General features: G+C 74.0%; 14 protein-coding genes, 1 tRNA gene and 1 pseudogene. 8 read left to right on the plus strand and 8 right to left on the minus strand.

Going from position 1 to position 14,992, the window contains the following annotated elements; genetic code table 11:
- Positions 1 to 1,258 precede the first annotated feature (1,258 nt).
- The 4 genes from AC07B0_RS18205 (at position 1,259) to AC07B0_RS18220 (ending at position 5,516) form a co-directional block, all read left to right on the plus strand.
- Entirely contained in the window at positions 1,259 to 1,912 is a 654-nt protein-coding gene (locus tag AC07B0_RS18205; protein WP_467291484.1) for an HNH endonuclease family protein, read from the plus strand.
- 138 nt (positions 1,913 to 2,050) lie between these two features.
- Complete coding sequence (locus AC07B0_RS18210) at positions 2,051 to 3,712, plus strand: alkaline phosphatase D family protein (protein WP_469384655.1); 1,662 nt, start codon at positions 2,051 to 2,053, stop codon at positions 3,710 to 3,712.
- 191 nt (positions 3,713 to 3,903) lie between these two features.
- A complete protein-coding gene (locus tag AC07B0_RS18215; RefSeq protein WP_356880437.1) occupies positions 3,904 to 4,515 on the plus strand; it encodes a DedA family protein in 612 nt (203 codons plus the stop codon).
- Positions 4,516 to 5,021: 506 nt separating this feature from the next.
- Entirely contained in the window at positions 5,022 to 5,516 is a 495-nt protein-coding gene (locus AC07B0_RS18220) for a hypothetical protein (protein ID WP_356880439.1), read from the plus strand.
- 80 nt (positions 5,517 to 5,596) lie between these two features.
- On the opposite strand, the gene AC07B0_RS18225 is transcribed toward AC07B0_RS18220, so the two are convergent.
- Both AC07B0_RS18225 and AC07B0_RS18230 read right to left on the minus strand, forming a co-directional pair.
- Entirely contained in the window at positions 5,597 to 5,824 is a 228-nt protein-coding gene (locus AC07B0_RS18225; protein WP_356880440.1) for a DUF2277 domain-containing protein, read from the minus strand.
- A 15-nt stretch (positions 5,825 to 5,839) separates the two neighbouring features.
- Positions 5,840 to 6,514 (minus strand): TRADD-N-associated membrane domain-containing protein, encoded by a 675-nt coding sequence (locus AC07B0_RS18230; RefSeq protein ID WP_478898588.1) that lies wholly within the window; start codon positions 6,512 to 6,514, stop codon positions 5,840 to 5,842.
- Positions 6,515 to 6,597: 83 nt separating this feature from the next.
- On the opposite strand from AC07B0_RS18230, the gene AC07B0_RS18235 reads away from it, so the two are divergent.
- Positions 6,598 to 6,672 (plus strand): 50S ribosomal protein bL37, encoded by a 75-nt coding sequence (locus AC07B0_RS18235; RefSeq protein WP_100661309.1) that lies wholly within the window; start codon positions 6,598 to 6,600, stop codon positions 6,670 to 6,672.
- 61 nt (positions 6,673 to 6,733) lie between these two features.
- Here the strand turns inward: AC07B0_RS18235 and AC07B0_RS18240 are convergent.
- Positions 6,734 to 6,987: pseudogene (locus AC07B0_RS18240) on the minus strand (VOC family protein); the annotation flags it as partial.
- Between the two features lie 46 nt (positions 6,988 to 7,033).
- A tRNA-Val gene (locus AC07B0_RS18245) sits at positions 7,034 to 7,108 on the minus strand.
- A gap of 105 nt (positions 7,109 to 7,213) precedes the next feature.
- Between AC07B0_RS18245 and AC07B0_RS18250 the strand changes: the two genes are divergently transcribed.
- From AC07B0_RS18250 to AC07B0_RS18260, 3 genes are all read left to right on the plus strand, one after another.
- The gene (locus AC07B0_RS18250; protein WP_469384650.1) at positions 7,214 to 8,458 is read left to right on the plus strand and encodes a hypothetical protein; all 1,245 of its coding nucleotides are present in this window, start codon (positions 7,214 to 7,216) and stop codon (positions 8,456 to 8,458) included.
- Positions 8,459 to 8,689: 231 nt separating this feature from the next.
- Positions 8,690 to 9,256, plus strand: a complete 567-nt coding sequence (locus AC07B0_RS18255) for a DUF4383 domain-containing protein (RefSeq protein WP_356880444.1) — start codon at positions 8,690 to 8,692, stop codon at positions 9,254 to 9,256.
- A gap of 161 nt (positions 9,257 to 9,417) precedes the next feature.
- On the plus strand, positions 9,418 to 9,633 hold the full coding sequence (locus tag AC07B0_RS18260) for an FmdB family zinc ribbon protein (RefSeq protein ID WP_356880446.1): 216 nt from the start codon (positions 9,418 to 9,420) through the stop codon (positions 9,631 to 9,633).
- 18 nt (positions 9,634 to 9,651) lie between these two features.
- Here AC07B0_RS18260 and AC07B0_RS18265 read toward each other — a convergent pair whose 3' ends face one another.
- Genes AC07B0_RS18265 through AC07B0_RS18280 form a run of 4 tightly spaced genes read right to left on the minus strand, consistent with a single transcriptional unit; the run spans position 9,652 to position 14,826 of the window.
- Positions 9,652 to 10,311 (minus strand): O-methyltransferase, encoded by a 660-nt coding sequence (locus AC07B0_RS18265; RefSeq protein ID WP_356880448.1) that lies wholly within the window; start codon positions 10,309 to 10,311, stop codon positions 9,652 to 9,654.
- The gene (locus AC07B0_RS18270) at positions 10,308 to 11,129 is read right to left on the minus strand and encodes an HAD family hydrolase (protein ID WP_469384645.1); all 822 of its coding nucleotides are present in this window, start codon (positions 11,127 to 11,129) and stop codon (positions 10,308 to 10,310) included. The genes AC07B0_RS18265 and AC07B0_RS18270 overlap by 4 nt, the downstream gene beginning before the upstream one ends.
- Positions 11,126 to 13,627, minus strand: a complete 2,502-nt coding sequence (locus AC07B0_RS18275; protein WP_469384643.1) for a phosphoribosyltransferase — start codon at positions 13,625 to 13,627, stop codon at positions 11,126 to 11,128. Before AC07B0_RS18275 ends, AC07B0_RS18270 begins: the two co-directional genes overlap by 4 nt.
- A gap of 23 nt (positions 13,628 to 13,650) precedes the next feature.
- Positions 13,651 to 14,826, minus strand: a complete 1,176-nt coding sequence (locus AC07B0_RS18280; RefSeq protein ID WP_469384642.1) for an HpcH/HpaI aldolase/citrate lyase family protein — start codon at positions 14,824 to 14,826, stop codon at positions 13,651 to 13,653.
- Positions 14,827 to 14,992: the final 166 nt, after the last annotated feature.

The following is a 14,992-nucleotide window of genomic DNA, read 5'->3' on the forward strand; positions in this document are numbered from 1 at the left end:
ACCGCCCCGACGGTCCACAGAACGGTGCCCCACCGCCGGCCGGGCACACCCGCCCCCCCTACAACCAGCCGCGCAGTTCGCTGGGACGGCCCGCCCTCACGGGACCGCGAAACGGTGCCTACGTCACCCCCAGCAGGCGAGCCCGCCGCGCCTCCTCCCGCGCCTCCACACCACCCCGCCCACCCACCGAGCGGGCACACCCGCACCCCACAACCGGCAAGCCGCGAACTCCCCCGGTACGCCCCCGGCGGCTGCAGGACGGCGCCCGCTCCGTCCCCGGTGGCGAGCGGGAGGTCCCGGTACTCCCCGGCGCGGCCTTTGCGCGGCCCAGCACGGCGGCGCCGCCGCCCCGCGAGGGCGCGCGCCCCGGGGCCCGACCCGCACCATCAGCACGCGCCACCCACACACCCGGTCGGCCCGCAGGCCCCGGGGCTCGTACTCCGCGCCGCGAGCGGGGCACGGGGCGACGACCGGCGCCGTCACCGCCCCTCGCGCCCGTCGACCCGCTCCCTCAGGAGATCGGCGTGGCCGTCGCGGCGGGGTCACTCCTGGACCATGCGCACCAGCGCCGCCGCCTCCCGCCGCCGCGTCGGCTCCTCACCTCCGCAGCCGGTGACGCCGAATTCGGGGTCCCGACCAGCCACTCGGCGCGGGCGGCGCCTCCCGCCAGGTCACCCACGCACGCGACGACCTCCGGGTAGGCCACGCCGCAGGCGGCACCCCCTTCGCGACCGGCCCTCCGCCGAGCGGTGGTGGCGGCGAATCCCTCCCCCGACAGGGCGTGCCGGACCAGTACCGCCCCACGCCCGCGAGGTACCGCCCCAGCCCAGCAGCGACAGGACCGACAACTACCACGGCGACGGCAACGGCACCGACCGACGAGCCGCCCCCCTCAGGCGCCGGGTCCGGACCCCGTCGTCTCCGGCGCGCCCCACCACGGACCCGGCGCACGGCAGGTGACCTCCCGGCAGCCCCGAGCCGGAGCTCACGCACCGCACCGCGACGGCGCCACCGCCCCCTCAGCGTCCGGAATGCGAGCTTGGCCCCACCCCGCCCCCTCCCCTGTGTGCGGAATCTCAACTTCCCCTTGATTCCAGGGCATTGGATGACTTGATGTGACGTGCGCATGTCGGCACGCTGTCACCTGGCGCCCACCCCAGCGACACCCAGCGGCGCCAGCATGGCCGCGTCCCGCCGGGGCAGCACGGCCACCACCCCCCGCACCCACGGAGCCCTCATGGCCCTCGCCTCCTTCCGCATGCCCTCCTTCTACGCGCGTCACCTCGGCCGCGCCGGAGTCCTCGCGTCCGCAGTCGCCCTCGCCTCGCTCACCTCGCTCGTCAACGCCCCCGGAGCCATGGCCGCTCCCCCCGCCCCCATCAGCGCCGCGGCCGCCCGCGCCTACCTGGCCACCGTCACGCCGGCGGCGGAAGGTTCCACCAGCGGCTACAGCCGTGACCTGTTCCCGCACTGGAGCACCGTCTCCGGCACCTGCAACACCCGCGAGACCGTCCTCAAGCGGGACGGCGTGAACGTCGTCACCGACTCCGCCTGCGCCTCCGTCAGCGGAAGCTGGTACTCGGAGTACGACGGCGCCACGTGGACCGCCGCGTCCGACATCGACATCGACCACATGGTCCCGCTCGCCGAGGCCTGGCGGTCGGGCGCCAACTCCTGGACCACCGCCCAGCGCCAGCAGTTCGCCAACGACCTCACCCGCCCTCAGCTCATCGCGGTCACCGACAACGTCAACCAGGCCAAGGGCGACCTCGACCCCGGCAAGTGGCTGCCGTCGCGGACCGCCTACCGCTGTACCTACGCCCGCATGTGGGTCCAGGTGAAGCAGTACTGGGGCCTGCGCATGGACGCCGGCGAGAAGACGGCCCTGACGAACGTCCTGAACGGCTGCTGACCCTCCCCGCCACCCTCCCCACCGCCACCCTCCGCGCCTCCCCCACGAGGGGGCGTTTTCTCCCCCGCCAGGGGGAGGCCAGGCTCCCCCTCCACCCCGTACCGTGATCACAGGGGATGTGCGAGGAGGGGGAGTGGGATGGCCGGACTGCGTCTGGGGCCGCTGCTGCGGTACGTGGACTGGGACACGGGCGGCTCCGCCACCATATGGGTGGAGGCGGACCGCCCGTGCACCGCCGAAGTGCGTTGCGCCGACGGAGCGGGCGGCAGCGCGCACACCTTCCAGGTGTCGGGCCACCACTACGCGCTCGTCCCGGTGACGGGCCTGACCCCGGGCACCACCACGTCCTACGAGGTCCTGCTCGACGGGATCCTCGTCTGGCCCGCGGCCGGCAGCGGATTCCCGCCCAGCACGATCAGCACCCCTGCGGTGGGCGGGGGCCCGGGACGGCCCGCGCCGGGCGTGCGGATCACCTTCGGCTCCTGCCGTCAGGCGGCGCCCCCCGCCGACCAGCGAGGACCGCACGGCGCCGACGCCCTCGACACGCTCGCGGCCCGGCTGGCCTCCGACCCGGAGGCGGTCCGGCCGGACGTCCTGCTGCTGCTCGGCGACCAGGTGTACGCCGACCAGCTGTCCCGGGAGACCCGGCGGTGGCTCGCGGCGCGCCGGGACCTGCGCGAGGCGCCGGGCGCCCAGGTGGCGGACTACGAGGAGTACACCCGGCTCTACTACGAGTCCTGGCTCGACCCCGAGATCCGCTGGCTCCTGTCGACCGTTCCCAGCCTGCACATATTCGACGACCACGACGTCATAGACGACTGGAACACGAGCGCGGCCTGGCTGGCGGAGATGCGCGCCACGCCGTGGTGGCCGGAGCGGGTGCTCAGTGGGCTGATGTCGTACTGGGTGCACCAGCACCTGGGCAACCTCTCGCCCGCCGAGCTCGCGGCGGACCCGCTGTACTCGGCGGTACGGGCCACCCCGGACGGCACCGACGCGTTGCGCGCCTTCGCGGCCGACGCGGACGCCGATCCGGCGTCGGTGCGCTGGAGCTACCGGCGGGACTTCGGCCGGACACGGCTGCTGATGGTCGACACCCGGGCGGCCCGGGTGCTGGCCGAGGACGGGCGGGCCATGCTCGACCCGGCCGAGCAGCGCTGGCTGCGGGAGAACGCGCTCGCAGGCCACGGCGGGTACGACCACCTGCTGATCGGGTCCTCGCTCCCGTGGCTGATGCCGCCGCTGATCCACGACGCGGAAGTGTGGAACGCCGCGCTGTGCCGGGGCGAGCGGGGGCCCCGGTGGGCGCGGATCGGCGAGAACCTGCGGCGGCGCAGCGATCTGGAGCACTGGGCGGCGTTCCCCGGGTCGTTCGAGGCGCTGAGCGACCTCATCGAGGAGGTCGGGACGGGCCCGCGCGCCCCGGCGACGGTGTGCGTGCTGTCGGGGGACGTCCACCACGCATACGTGGCCGAGCCTCGAATACCCAGCACGTCGCGGGTTTTCCAGCTGACCTGCTCGCCGGTGCACAACTCCATCCACACGGCGGTGATGCTGGGCTTCCGGCTCGGCTGGTCGCGGGTGGGCCGGTGGCTGGGGCGGGGCTTCTCCCGGCACGGCCGGACGGGGCGGCCGCCGCTGAGCTGGCGGCGTACGGGTGGCCCGTGGTTCGGCAACCAGCTGATGACGCTGGCCCTGGCCGGCCGGAGCGCCCGGCTGGGACTGGACCAGGCCCGCAAGGGCCGGTCGGGGGCGCGCCTGGTGACCGTGCTGGACCGTGAACTCACCGATGCGGAGTAACAGCACCGGGCTGACCTTCGGCGGTGACGGGGCGCGGCGTCCGGCAGGGGCCCGGATTCCGGTGACGCGGAGGCTCTGGGGAGCGGCCCCGGGGCTCGGGGGATCCGGCTCCGGGCGTACGCTGTATGGCTGTCAAGCCGCCCCTGCCGCTCCCCGCGACGACGCGGCGCTTCGGACTGGGGAGTTCCGCCTTGCTTGAGACGCTGGGGTCGCTGACCGCGAGCCCATGGATCTACGTCGTGGTGGCGGTGTCGGTCGTGCTGGACGTGTTCCTTCCGGTGCTGCCGAGCGGGGTACTGGTGATCACGGCTGCGGCCGCCGCGGCGGCCGCGGGCACTCCCGCGCAGGTCCCGGACATCATGGCGCTGCTCGTGATCGCCACGACCGCGTCCGTCCTGGGTGACATGGCGGCGTACCGGCTGGCCCGGCGCGGCGGAGCCCGCCTGGACCGGGCCATCGCCCGCTCGCGGCGGCTGACCCGGGCCCACGAACGCCTCGGCACGGCCCTGGCCAGGGGCGGGGGCGCCCTCGTGGTGATCGCCCGCTTCGCCCCGGCCGGCCGGTCGGTGGTGTCGCTGGGGGCGGGCAAGACGCAGCGCAAGGTGCGGGAGTTCCTGCCCTGGTCGGTCCTGGCGGGCATGAGCTGGGCCGGCTACAGCGTGGCCCTGGGCTACTTCGGTACCCAGTGGCTGGGAGCGACCTGGCTCGGCGGCGCGGTCTCCCTGATCGCCCTGTTCGCGGCGGGTTCCCTGGCGGCCTTCCTCATCCGCCGCCCTCCGACGTCCCCGGCCCCCGCGACCTGAGGGTCACAGCAGAGCCCCGCCGGGCGCGCGGCGCTGCGTCGCCGCCCCCCTCAGACCCCCGACAGGAGCCTCCAGCACGGCACGGGCGGCCCGGTCGTCGGCCCGGCCGTCCCGGTCCGGGAGCCGGCCGCGTCACTCGTAGGAGCTATCCGGCTCCAGGTCGAGGCGCTGTCGCCCGCCGGTCGGTGAGACGCGCCCGCCACGCCTGGCACGGAACGCCGCATCAGGACGCGGGAGGACACGGCACCGTCCCGAATCGGCGTCCGAACGCCCGCGAACAGGGCAGCAGACCACCCGGCCGGGCCGCCACACACCGTGGCGGGGAGGTAAAGACCCCTCGACCGGCGCCGGACTGGGCCGAGCGGGGCATGCGCTCACCCGTTCACCCGGCAGCGATCGCCGCGCCGGGGCAGGGCTTCTAGCGTCCAGAGCACGGCGCGCAACCGAATCCGCGTCACATCCGTGCCCTGGCCGCGCCGTTTCGAGGAGCCCGAGGAGTTCTCTCCATGACCCGCACGCGCAACCGGCACCGCCTGGCAGGGGTCGCGGCCGCGGCACTCGCCGTCGCGGCAGCCGTCCCCGCCACACTCGCCTCCGCCGCCCCCTTCGCCACCGTCTCGCCCGGAACCGCAGCCCCGGGCGCCCGGGTCAGCCTCAACGTCGAGGGGTGCGGCACCAAGACCGGCCGGGCCACCTCCCGCGCCTTCGGCGACGTGTCACTGACCCCGGGCAACCTGGAGGCCACCAACCTCTTCGGCGCCGCCACCGTCTACCGGGACGCACCTGCCGGATCGCACCCCGTCACCTTCGAGTGCGGCGGCGCGGGCGGCCAGCGCGTCACCGTCTCCTTCCAGGTCACCCCCGGCGCCGCCCGCGGCGGCCTGGGCGGCAGCGTCGGATCGATCAGCACCGGCCAGATCGCCCTCGGCGGAGCGCTCGCCGCAGGCGCACTCGGCACCGGCGTGTGGGTGCTGCGCCGCCGCTCGGCCTCCACGGGCTGACCGGCCGGCGCCCGCCGGGCACGGAGCAGCGGTGTCCCCACCCGGCCCGGGCCACGGCCCGGGCCGGCCAGTCAGAACAGTCAGGCCTCGGCCGTCGCCCGCCCCCGTACGTGCACCCCGTCGAGCAGCAGCCGGGTCGCCTCGGCGACGGCGTCCACGGCGGCGTCGAACACCTCCCGGTTGTGCGCGGCGGGCGCCCGGAACCCGGACACCTTCCGTACGTACTGGAGCGCGGCCGCGCGGATCTCCTCCTCGGTGGCCTTCTCGGGGATGGCGGGCGGACGCAGAGTCTTAATGGAGCGGCACATACCTCCACTATGGCGCTACCGCGGCAGCTCGGCCCCGGACAATTTCATGATCAGTCCGGCCTGCAGCCGCCCCCGCAGCTCCGGATCGGCGACCTCCTCCAACAGTCCGATCGCCTGCTGCGTGCTCTCGGCGGCCCGCCGGTCCTCGCGCAGGGAGGCCGTCTGAGCGGCCATGTGCCGGAGGGCGATGTCGGCCCGCCGGTGGAAGAGCTGCCCGACCAGCGTGACGACCAGTCCGACGGAACTCGTCACGACCCCGACGTACGCGTCCCCTGAACTCTCGGCCTTCCAGACCGCCAGCCCGACCCCGAAGAGCAGGATGGCCGCCCCGGCGCCGGCGAACCGCTGGCTGGTCGCGAAGCTGCTGCGCGCCTGCGTCAGTCCGTAGGCGTAGTACTCGACGAGGATCGGCGTGAAGTCGTCCCGCCGGTCACCCAGTTCGCCCGGCTGGCGGGCCCCGGCATCCACGAACCGCGGATCCCGCTCACCCTCCCCGGATCCCGCGCCCATCGACGCGATCAACCGCGCCCGCTCGACGTCCCGCCGCCGCTCGAACCGGTCACCGCCGAGCCGCTCGAACACCACCAGCGCGACGACCACCAGCACGACCGCCCCGACCCCCCAGAGCCACTCCCCCACGCCCACCACCCCCACCACCGGGATCCCCGCCCCCGGGCCCGGGAAACCCACCCCCGGCTCCCCCTGATGCGGGCGGCCCGCCCCGAACCTAGACTGACGAACGCCCGGATTGTCCGTGATGAGGGAGACGCCCCATGGCCAAGCGAGGAAACAAGCGCCGCGCCCGCAAGAAGAAGAAGGCCAACCACGGCAAGCGCCCCAACGCCTGACCCCCACGCGGAAAGGCCCCCGACCGCGACCGGTCGGGGGCCTTCTCGTCGGCGGACGCCGCTACGGCGAGGCCCGGCCCCACTGACGCCGCCGGCCGAGGACGCAGAACCCGTTGCCTTCGGGTCCGCCAGGACGACCCACGCCTGATCACCCTGGCCGATGTCGACGCGCCGCGCGCCGCGCGCCAGGAGACGAGCCACCTCGGCGCCCTGGCCGTCCGGCCCGAAGTCGAGGTGCAGCCGCCTCTTGGCCTTCTTGCCCTCGTCGATCCGCACGAAGCCCAGCCCGTGCAGCCGCTCCGGCCCCGACCGGATCAACCGTCAAAGGCCCCCAGCCGCATACGACTGGAGGCCTTCTCACTGGTGGGCGCGGACGGTTTCGAACCGCCGACATCTGCTTTGTAAGAGCAGCGCTCTACCCCTGAGCTACGCACCCGTGGATGAGTGGACAGCCTACATGGAGGGCGCACCCCCCACGCAAACCCGTTCCGGTGGGGGAGAATGGACCGGGGCATGGCGGACGGGGCACGGGAGAGGGATTGTGACGACGGCATCCCGGCGGTGGTTCGGCGGGCGGGACGAGAGTCGACGGGCGGACGCGCAGGCGGCGAAGGATGCCGCGGCGGCCGCGTTCTACGAGCTGGACACGGCGCAGCGGGATCTGCGGATCTCGATCGAGACCATCGCCGCGGCGGACGGGTCACCGGCGGCGCGGCACGCGACCGAGGGGTTCGCCGCGCTGGGCCTGCGGATCGACCAGGTCAGCCAGGTGTACATCGAGGCGGTGGACGCGCACGACCTGGACCGGGTCGATCTGGAGGGCTCCGTCGCGGCGCAGGCGCGGGAGCAGCTGACGCGGGCGCGGGACGAGCTGGTGCGGGCCAAGGGGGAGCTGGAGCGGTTCGCGCAGGGGTTGCAGCCGCTGCTGGACAAGGCGGAGACGCAGCTGGCGCGGGTGGCGCCGGCCCGGGAGCGGGCCAGGGCGGCACTGCTGGCGGCGAGCGACGCGCTGGACTCGGTGCGCGCCAAGGGCATGCGGGCCGATGACCTGGCGGCGCGGCTGGCGGCGCTGGGCCCGGAGCTGACCAAGCTGAACCAGGGTGCGGCGCAGCACGGGGTGCAGGGGACGGTGCAGCGGGCCGACCGGATCCTGCGCGACGCGGAGGCGATACGGGCCGAGGCGGAGCGGCTGCCGGAGCGGGCGGCGGAGATCGACCGTCGGCTGGTGAGTCTGCGGACCCGGGCGCAGGCGCTGCGCAACCGGGCGGACCGGGTGGATCCGGTGCTCAGCGAGCTCAGGCGGCGGTTCAGCGCGGCGTGCTGGCAGGACCTCCAGCAGGTACCGGACGAGGCGGTACGGGACGTCGCGCGGGCCGAGGACCGGCTGGCGGAGGCCGGCCGGGCGCGGGACGAGCAGCGCTGGACGGATGTCGGCGAGGCCATCGAGGCGGTACGGGCTTCCCTGGACGCGACGGACGAGGCGGTGTCGGCGGCGCAGGACCGGCTGGACCGGCTGGAGGCGGTGGCGCGGGATCCGCAGGCGGAGGTGCAGCGGACGCGGTTCGCGATCCGGGACGCGCAGCGCCTGGCGATGGCGGGCCGCAGCGTGCCCGATCCCCGCCACGCACGGCCGCTGGACGAGTCGGTGGCGCGGGTCGAGCGGGCCCTTTCCGCGCTGGAGGGGCGGCACCCGGACTACTGGGCGTTCCTCCAGGAGATGGAGGACGTACGGGGTGCGGTGAACCGGGTGGTGAACGAGATCCGGACGGACCTCGGCCACGGCTGAACCGGCCGGGGCTGGACCGGCCGGGCTGAACCGGCCGGGGCTGGACCGGCCGGGCTGAACCGGCCGGGGCTGGACCGGCCGGGCTGAACCGGCCGGGGCTGGACCGGCCGTGTCGTCGTACCCCTGGGCTCCCCAGGGGTACATGCCCCCGGGTTGTCGTCGCCCGGGGGACGGCGGATGCTGGAGGGGCGTACGGCCCGGCCGACACGGCCCAGGCCAGAGGAGGCCGTCATGGTTTCGCACGCGGCGCCGCGCATCCGCCGGCCGGTCGGGGCCCGGCTGGACGAGCACCTTCCGGTCGACCACAAGCTGAGCAAGGTGTACCGGGTGGGGGCCGGGCTGACCGGTCTGCTGCTGGTGGTGTTCGGGATCCTGGGGCTCATCGACCGGATCGGCTTCTTCGACACCGGCGGGGACACCGTCGCCGGCCTCAACACGAACGGCGCCCTGAGCGTGCTGTCGATCCTGGTCGGGCTGCTGCTGTTCGGCGGGATGGTCGTGGGCGGTAACTTCGCGTCGACCCTGAACATCGTGCTGGGCCTTCTGTTCATCGCGAGCGGCTTCGTGAACCTCGCGCTGCTCGACACCGGGCTGAACTTCCTCGCCTTCAAGATCCCGAACGTGCTGTTCAGCTTCGTCGTCGGCGTGATGCTGATGTGGTTCGGGATGTACGGGAGGGTGGGCAGCGCCCTGCCGCACGACAATCCGTACTGGCGCGCCCGCCACCCCGAGCAGGCGGCCCGGGAGGCTCGGACGGTGACGCGGAGGGGCCTGAACCAGTACCGCGGCGGGACCTGAACCGGAGGCCCGACAGTCCCCGAACCTAGCCCGACCGGCCCGAACCCGTAGCCCGGCACGCCCCGGACCAGTTGCCCAGAGCAGCCCGGACCAGCCGGCCCGGCCACAACACCGGCCGCGGGAGGTACCCGTAGGCCGTCCGGCCGCATAGCCTGGTCCGCATGCCTCGTTACGAATACCGCTGCCGGACCTGCGACGACACCTTCGAGGTGAGCCGTCCCATGGCCGAGTCGTCCGCTCCCGCCGACTGCCCCGCCGGTCACGCCGACACCGTCAAGCTGCTCTCCGCCGTCGCCGTCGGCGGCAGCAGCGCCGCCCCCGCGGCCGCGGCCCCGGCCATGGGCGGGGGCTGCTGCGGCGGCGGGGGCTGCGGCTGAGGCCGGGAGGCCCGGGCGCTACCGCTTGCGCGACAGGGTCAGGCCGTCCGAGATCGCCAGGAGGACGGATTCCATCCGGGAGTCGGCCGCGACGTGCTCGTTGAAGGCGTGGACGCTCGTGCCCCGGCTCCCGGGGGACCCGTCGAGGACCGTGCCGTGGAACAGGGTGTTGTCCGTGACGATCAGCCCGCCCGGCCGGAGCCGGGGGACGAGTTCCTCCCAGTAGAGGATCTGGCTCTGCTTGTCCGCGTCCACGTACGCGAGGTCGATGTGCTCCTCGGCCGGCATCGCGCGGAGCGTGTCGAGCGCGGGGGCGATGCGCAGGTCGATGCGGTCCGCGACGCCCGCCGCCTCCCAGGCCTCGCGGCCGTACGCCGTCCACTCCTCCGACACGTCGCAGGCGATGAGGCGGCCGTCGGCCGGGAGGGCCTGGGCCATGGACAGGGCGGAGAAGCCGGTGAAGGTGCCCACCTCCACGATGTGGCGGGCGCCCGTCAGCCGGACCAGGAAGGCCAGCAGAGGCCCCTGCTCCTCCGCCGACTGCATGCCGGCCGACTCCGGGAACTTCTCGTAGGTCGTGGCCACCAGCCCCCGCTGGACGGCGTCCAGCGGGGGGTTGTGCGCCAGGACGTACTGGTAGAGCTCGTCGGTGATCTTGGTGCTGTTGCCCTTGGTCATGCGGTCAGTGTCGCAACCGTCCCGCCGAACGCGCGGATGATTTCCTCACCCGCCAGCACTCCGGCGGTCGTCAGGGCCGTCACCGACGGCGCCGTCCAGCCCGCGTCGGCCAGCTCCCCGTGCCCCGGCCGCCAGCCGCGGTCCGCGGCGAGCAGCAGGTCGGCGTCGAGGAGGGAGTCGCCGGCGGCGAGGGTCGTGGTGGCGCCCGTGCGCCGGGCCACTTCCGCCATCGCCGCGCTCTTGGTCAGGGGCCGGGGGACGGCATAGATCTTGCGGCCCTGGAGGGAGACGGTCCAGCCTCGTGCCTCGGCCCATTCGGCGAGGGCCTTCAGCCATTCCGCGGGGACCAGGTCCCGCTCGACGACGAGGTACGCGAAGAGGTCCTCGGCCAGCCGCGCCTTGCGCAGCCACGCCGGGTCGGACACCGACAGCAGGTGCTGGTGCACCTCCTCCAGCGGGGCGCACTCCTGCGCGAGGCGGCCGGCGACGGCCCGCCGCCAGTCCCGGTCGGGGACGCCGTCGACCAGCAGCTGGCCGCCGTTGGCGCAGATCGCGTACGGGGCCGGGCGGCCGGGGAAGCGGATCCGCTGGTACTGCTTGCGGGTCCGGGTCGTGGTGGGGACCCAGACCGCCGCGGGGTTCTGGGTGAGCTCCGCCAGCAGCGCCGCCGCCGTTTCCGTCATGAACGACAGCGGCTTGCTCTCGTGCACCTCCACGCACAGCAGTCGCGGGGCCACCGGGTCGGGCATGGTCAGGCCGAGGGCGGCCGACGAGTAGATGAGCGTACGGTCGAGGTCACTGGCTACGAGGACGGTCACTTGGCGGCCACGGCCTTTCCGTCGGCGCCCGTGGCGCCGCGCGTGAATCGGGGGTGGATGAGTCCTACGCACGTGTAGGGCAGTCCGTCGACCTCCTCGACCGGCACCCCGCGCTGCTCGGCGAGCAGGCGTACGTGGTCCAGGTCGGCTCCGGCTCCGCGCTGGGCGAGGATCTTCCACGGCACGCGGCGCAGCAGCACCCGCGTCGTCTCGCCCACACCGGGCTTGACCAGGTTCACGTCGTGGATGCCGTACTCCTCGCTGATCCGCTCCACTGCCGCCCAGCCCACCCAGGTGGGGGTGCGGTCGGCCGCGAGCAGTTCCTTCACCTCGTCGGCGACGGCGTCGGCGACGGCGTCGAAGCGGGCCGCGACGGCGTCGACGAAGCCGACGGAGACATCGGCTCCGGCGAGTTCGCGGTAGAACTTCGCGCCGTGGAAGTCGGCGGGCCCGACCAGGTCGGACCTCAGCACCGTACGCGAGACCAGTCCGGAGACGGTGGAGTTCAGGCAGGCGGAGGGGATCAGGAAGTCCTCGCGGGTGCCGTACGTGCGGACGCAGGAGCCGGGGTCGGCCAGGACCACGATCTCCGGGTCGAAGCCCGGGAACGCGGCGAGGGCCTCCTTCAGCTCCCGGGTGATGGCGCCCTTGCCGGTCCAGCCGTCGACGAAGACGACGTCGGCGGGGTCGTGGTGGGCGGCCAGCCAGCGCAGCGCGTTGGCGTCGATGCCGCGGCCCCGCACGATGGAGACGGCGTAGTGCGGCAGGTCCAGGCCGTGGCGGTCGCGGGCCCAGCGGCGCATCAGCACGCCGACGGGGGTGCCGGCGCGGGCCAGGGACACCAGCACCGGGGAGGGGGAGCGCTCGGCGAGGACGGTCTCGGTGACGGTTCCTACCGCCCGGGCTATGCGGGTGGCGGAGGCGGCCAGGGCGCTGCGGTAGAGCTCCTGGTAGGCGTCGGAGGGCTGGTACTCGACCGGCAGGGACTCGGCGTAGTGGGCGCCGCCCGCCTGGATGGCCTCCTCGCGTTCCTCGGTCGGGGCCTCCAGTTCCACGTCGGAGAGGTCCTGGAGGAGCCAGCCGACGTCCTCGGGGGCGTACGAGGAGAAGGCCGGGCCGCGCAGCGGCTCGGGCAGGGTCGGCTCGGGCATGGTCGGCTCCCGCCGGTCGGGTGCGTGGGGCGACGGTACGTAGGACGGTACGACGGCGAGCAGGACCCGGCCGGTGTGCGGGGCGAGGGCGGCGAGCAGGCCGGTGCGCAGTGCGGGGGTGTCGCCGGCCGAGTCCACGACGGCGACGACGGTGTCGAAGCGGGGGGCGTCGGTGCGGACGACGTTGTAGGCGTACCGGTCTCCGGGCCCGTCGGCGGGGTCGTCGTGGGCGGGGAACACCAGGCGGGTGCGGATGGCGTAGCCGGGGTCGTCGACGGGCAGCACGGGCGAGCGGGTCGTGGTGGAGAAGCGGACCTCGGCGGCCGCCCCGGACCGCTCCAGGGCCAGTGCGAGCCGCAGCGGGGCGTACATCAGCTCCTCGTTGCCGAGGACGAGGACCCGCCCGGGGTCGGCGCCCAGCGCGTCCGTGAGCTGCCGGGAGAGGCGGGGCAGGGCCTCTTCGAGGGCGGCGCGGTGGGCCGGGGTGAAGCCGTGCCGGCCGCCGTCGGGGACGCCGGCGGGCCAGTCGAGCTCGATCCGCCCGGCGGGGGCGGGGGCCCCGGCGGGCCCTCCCGGGACGGCTCCCGCGTCCTGCGCGGCCGCTCCGTCGTACTGCTCGACCAGCGCCCGGCCCTTGGCGAGTACCCCTTCGGGGAGGGACACCGTGCCCGCGGCGAGGGCGATCAGGTCGACGCGGGCGCCGATCTCGGCGGCGAAGACGGTCAGCCGGTCGCGGTCGGCGGCGGAGCGCACGTCCACGAGGGCGACGACCACGTAGTGCGTGCGGGGGTGGCGGGCGTGCAGGTCACGGATGGTGTTCAGGACGGTGTTGCCGGTGGAGAACTCGTCGTCGACGAGGACGAGCGGCCCGGTGCCGGCCAGCAGCCGCGGGTCCTCGGGCAGCAGCAGGTGGGAGGTGGCGTGCGAGTGGGCCTCCTCGAAGCCGCCCGCGGCCGCCACGCCCGGTACGGGCCGCCGGGTGGAGTGCAGGTAGGGGGCGGTGCCCAGGCCGTCGGCGACGCAGTGGCCGAGGCCGGTCGCGGTCTCGGCGTACCCGAGGACCACCGCCGAGGCGGCGTCGGCGCCGAGCAGTGCCCGGACCCGCTCGCCGAGGCGGTACCCGGCGCCGTGGACGACCACCGGGGACTGCGGGACGTGCTTGCCCAGCACCTGCGACACCAGCAGGTGGGCGCGCTTGGGGTTGCGCCGCAGCGCGAGCCCGAGCAGCTCGTCCAGCGGGGGCTGCTCCGGGTCTGCTCCGCCTTCCAGGCCCACGCCCAGCCGGTCCGCGACCCAGGTTCCCGACCACACCTCTTCGATCGTCTTGCCCTTCTCCGTAGGAAACACCGCCGTCACCGGTCCGCGCCCGCTCACACCTGGAGCCCGGCCGTGAGGAGGTCGACGAAGCCGACCTCCTCCCTCGCCACACCGAAGGCCTCGGCGCGCCGCATGGTGCGCTCGGCCCAGGCCCGGTGGGGCTTCACCTCATTCATTTTGTTCGTATAGGCGGACCGCAGCACGCCGCCGCCCCCGCGCTCGGGGCGCAGGATGTCTTGGGCGTCGCTGAACTCCTCGTGGGAGACCACGGACAGTGCGTGGACGGGCGTGACGTGGGCGGGGTGGATGCAGGTCTTGCCCAGCAGCCCGTTGGCCCGGTCGAGCTCGATCTCGCGGAGCAGCCCGTCCAGGTCGTGCTCGATGAGCGCGGTGCGCAGCTCCTCCACGCCCTCTTCCAGGAAGGGGCTGCGGCGCAGCTGCGGCTTGAAGAGGCGCTGCTGGCTGCGGAAGTACTCCCAGACCGGGCCGGTGACGGTGAAGCCGGTGCCGTCGGCGCGGCTGAGGACGTTGACCACGTCCGCGATCACGCCGGCCACGATCTGGACGTCGTAGGCGGTCATGTCGGGGGTGCGCCGCAGCCCGTAGGCGGAGCAGAAGTCGGTCACGCCGAGCCGCAGGGCCAGGACGTGCTCGCGGTGGCGGTTGACGGTGCGCGAGATGCCCGCGAGGGTCTCGACCCGGGTTTCGAGGTGGAGGAGCTCGGGGGATTCGAGGACCGGCATGGCATACAGGCGGGGCAGTCCGGCGGCGGCCTGCGCGTCGGCGACGGCGTCGAGGAAGGCCGTGCCCCGGCTCTCGGTGAACTTGGGGAGTACGAATCCGGCCAGGTTCCGCACCGAGCGGCCGAGGCGGCGTACGAGATCGCCGATCTGCTCGGGCGTGCGGACGCGGATGAACAGCAGCGGCAGCTCGGCGGCGTCGGGGCCGTCCGCGTCGAGGTCCGCGAACTGCCGGACGAGGTTCTCCTCGCCGTCGACGACGTCCGCGTCGCTGATGGAATCCTCCAGGCAGAGGACCATGGAGACGACTCCGCGGGCGGCCTGCTTGCGGATGTCGGCGGCCAGGTGCGGCCGGGTGGCCGGGCTGTAGAGGGTGGCTCCGAGCGCGGCGGCGAGCGTACCGGCGGGGGAAGCGAGGGTGAACTCCGCGGGCTCCTGGTGGAAGAGGTCCTTGCGGACGCTGGGCGAAATGTGCCCGAAGTGACGCATGTGCTTCCCCCGTACTGCCTCGGCGGCCCAACTGGCGTGGCCGGTAATAGTACGTACGAATATGAGTCAAGAGTTCCTCAAGCACATGAAGTTCAGGTAACCCTCTTGCACCATGCCCAGCTCTCGCGTTCGGTACAAGGCCCAACGGGGGGCCGCATTGTCCCGG

Source organism: Streptomyces sp. NPDC044704 (assembly GCF_056433525.1).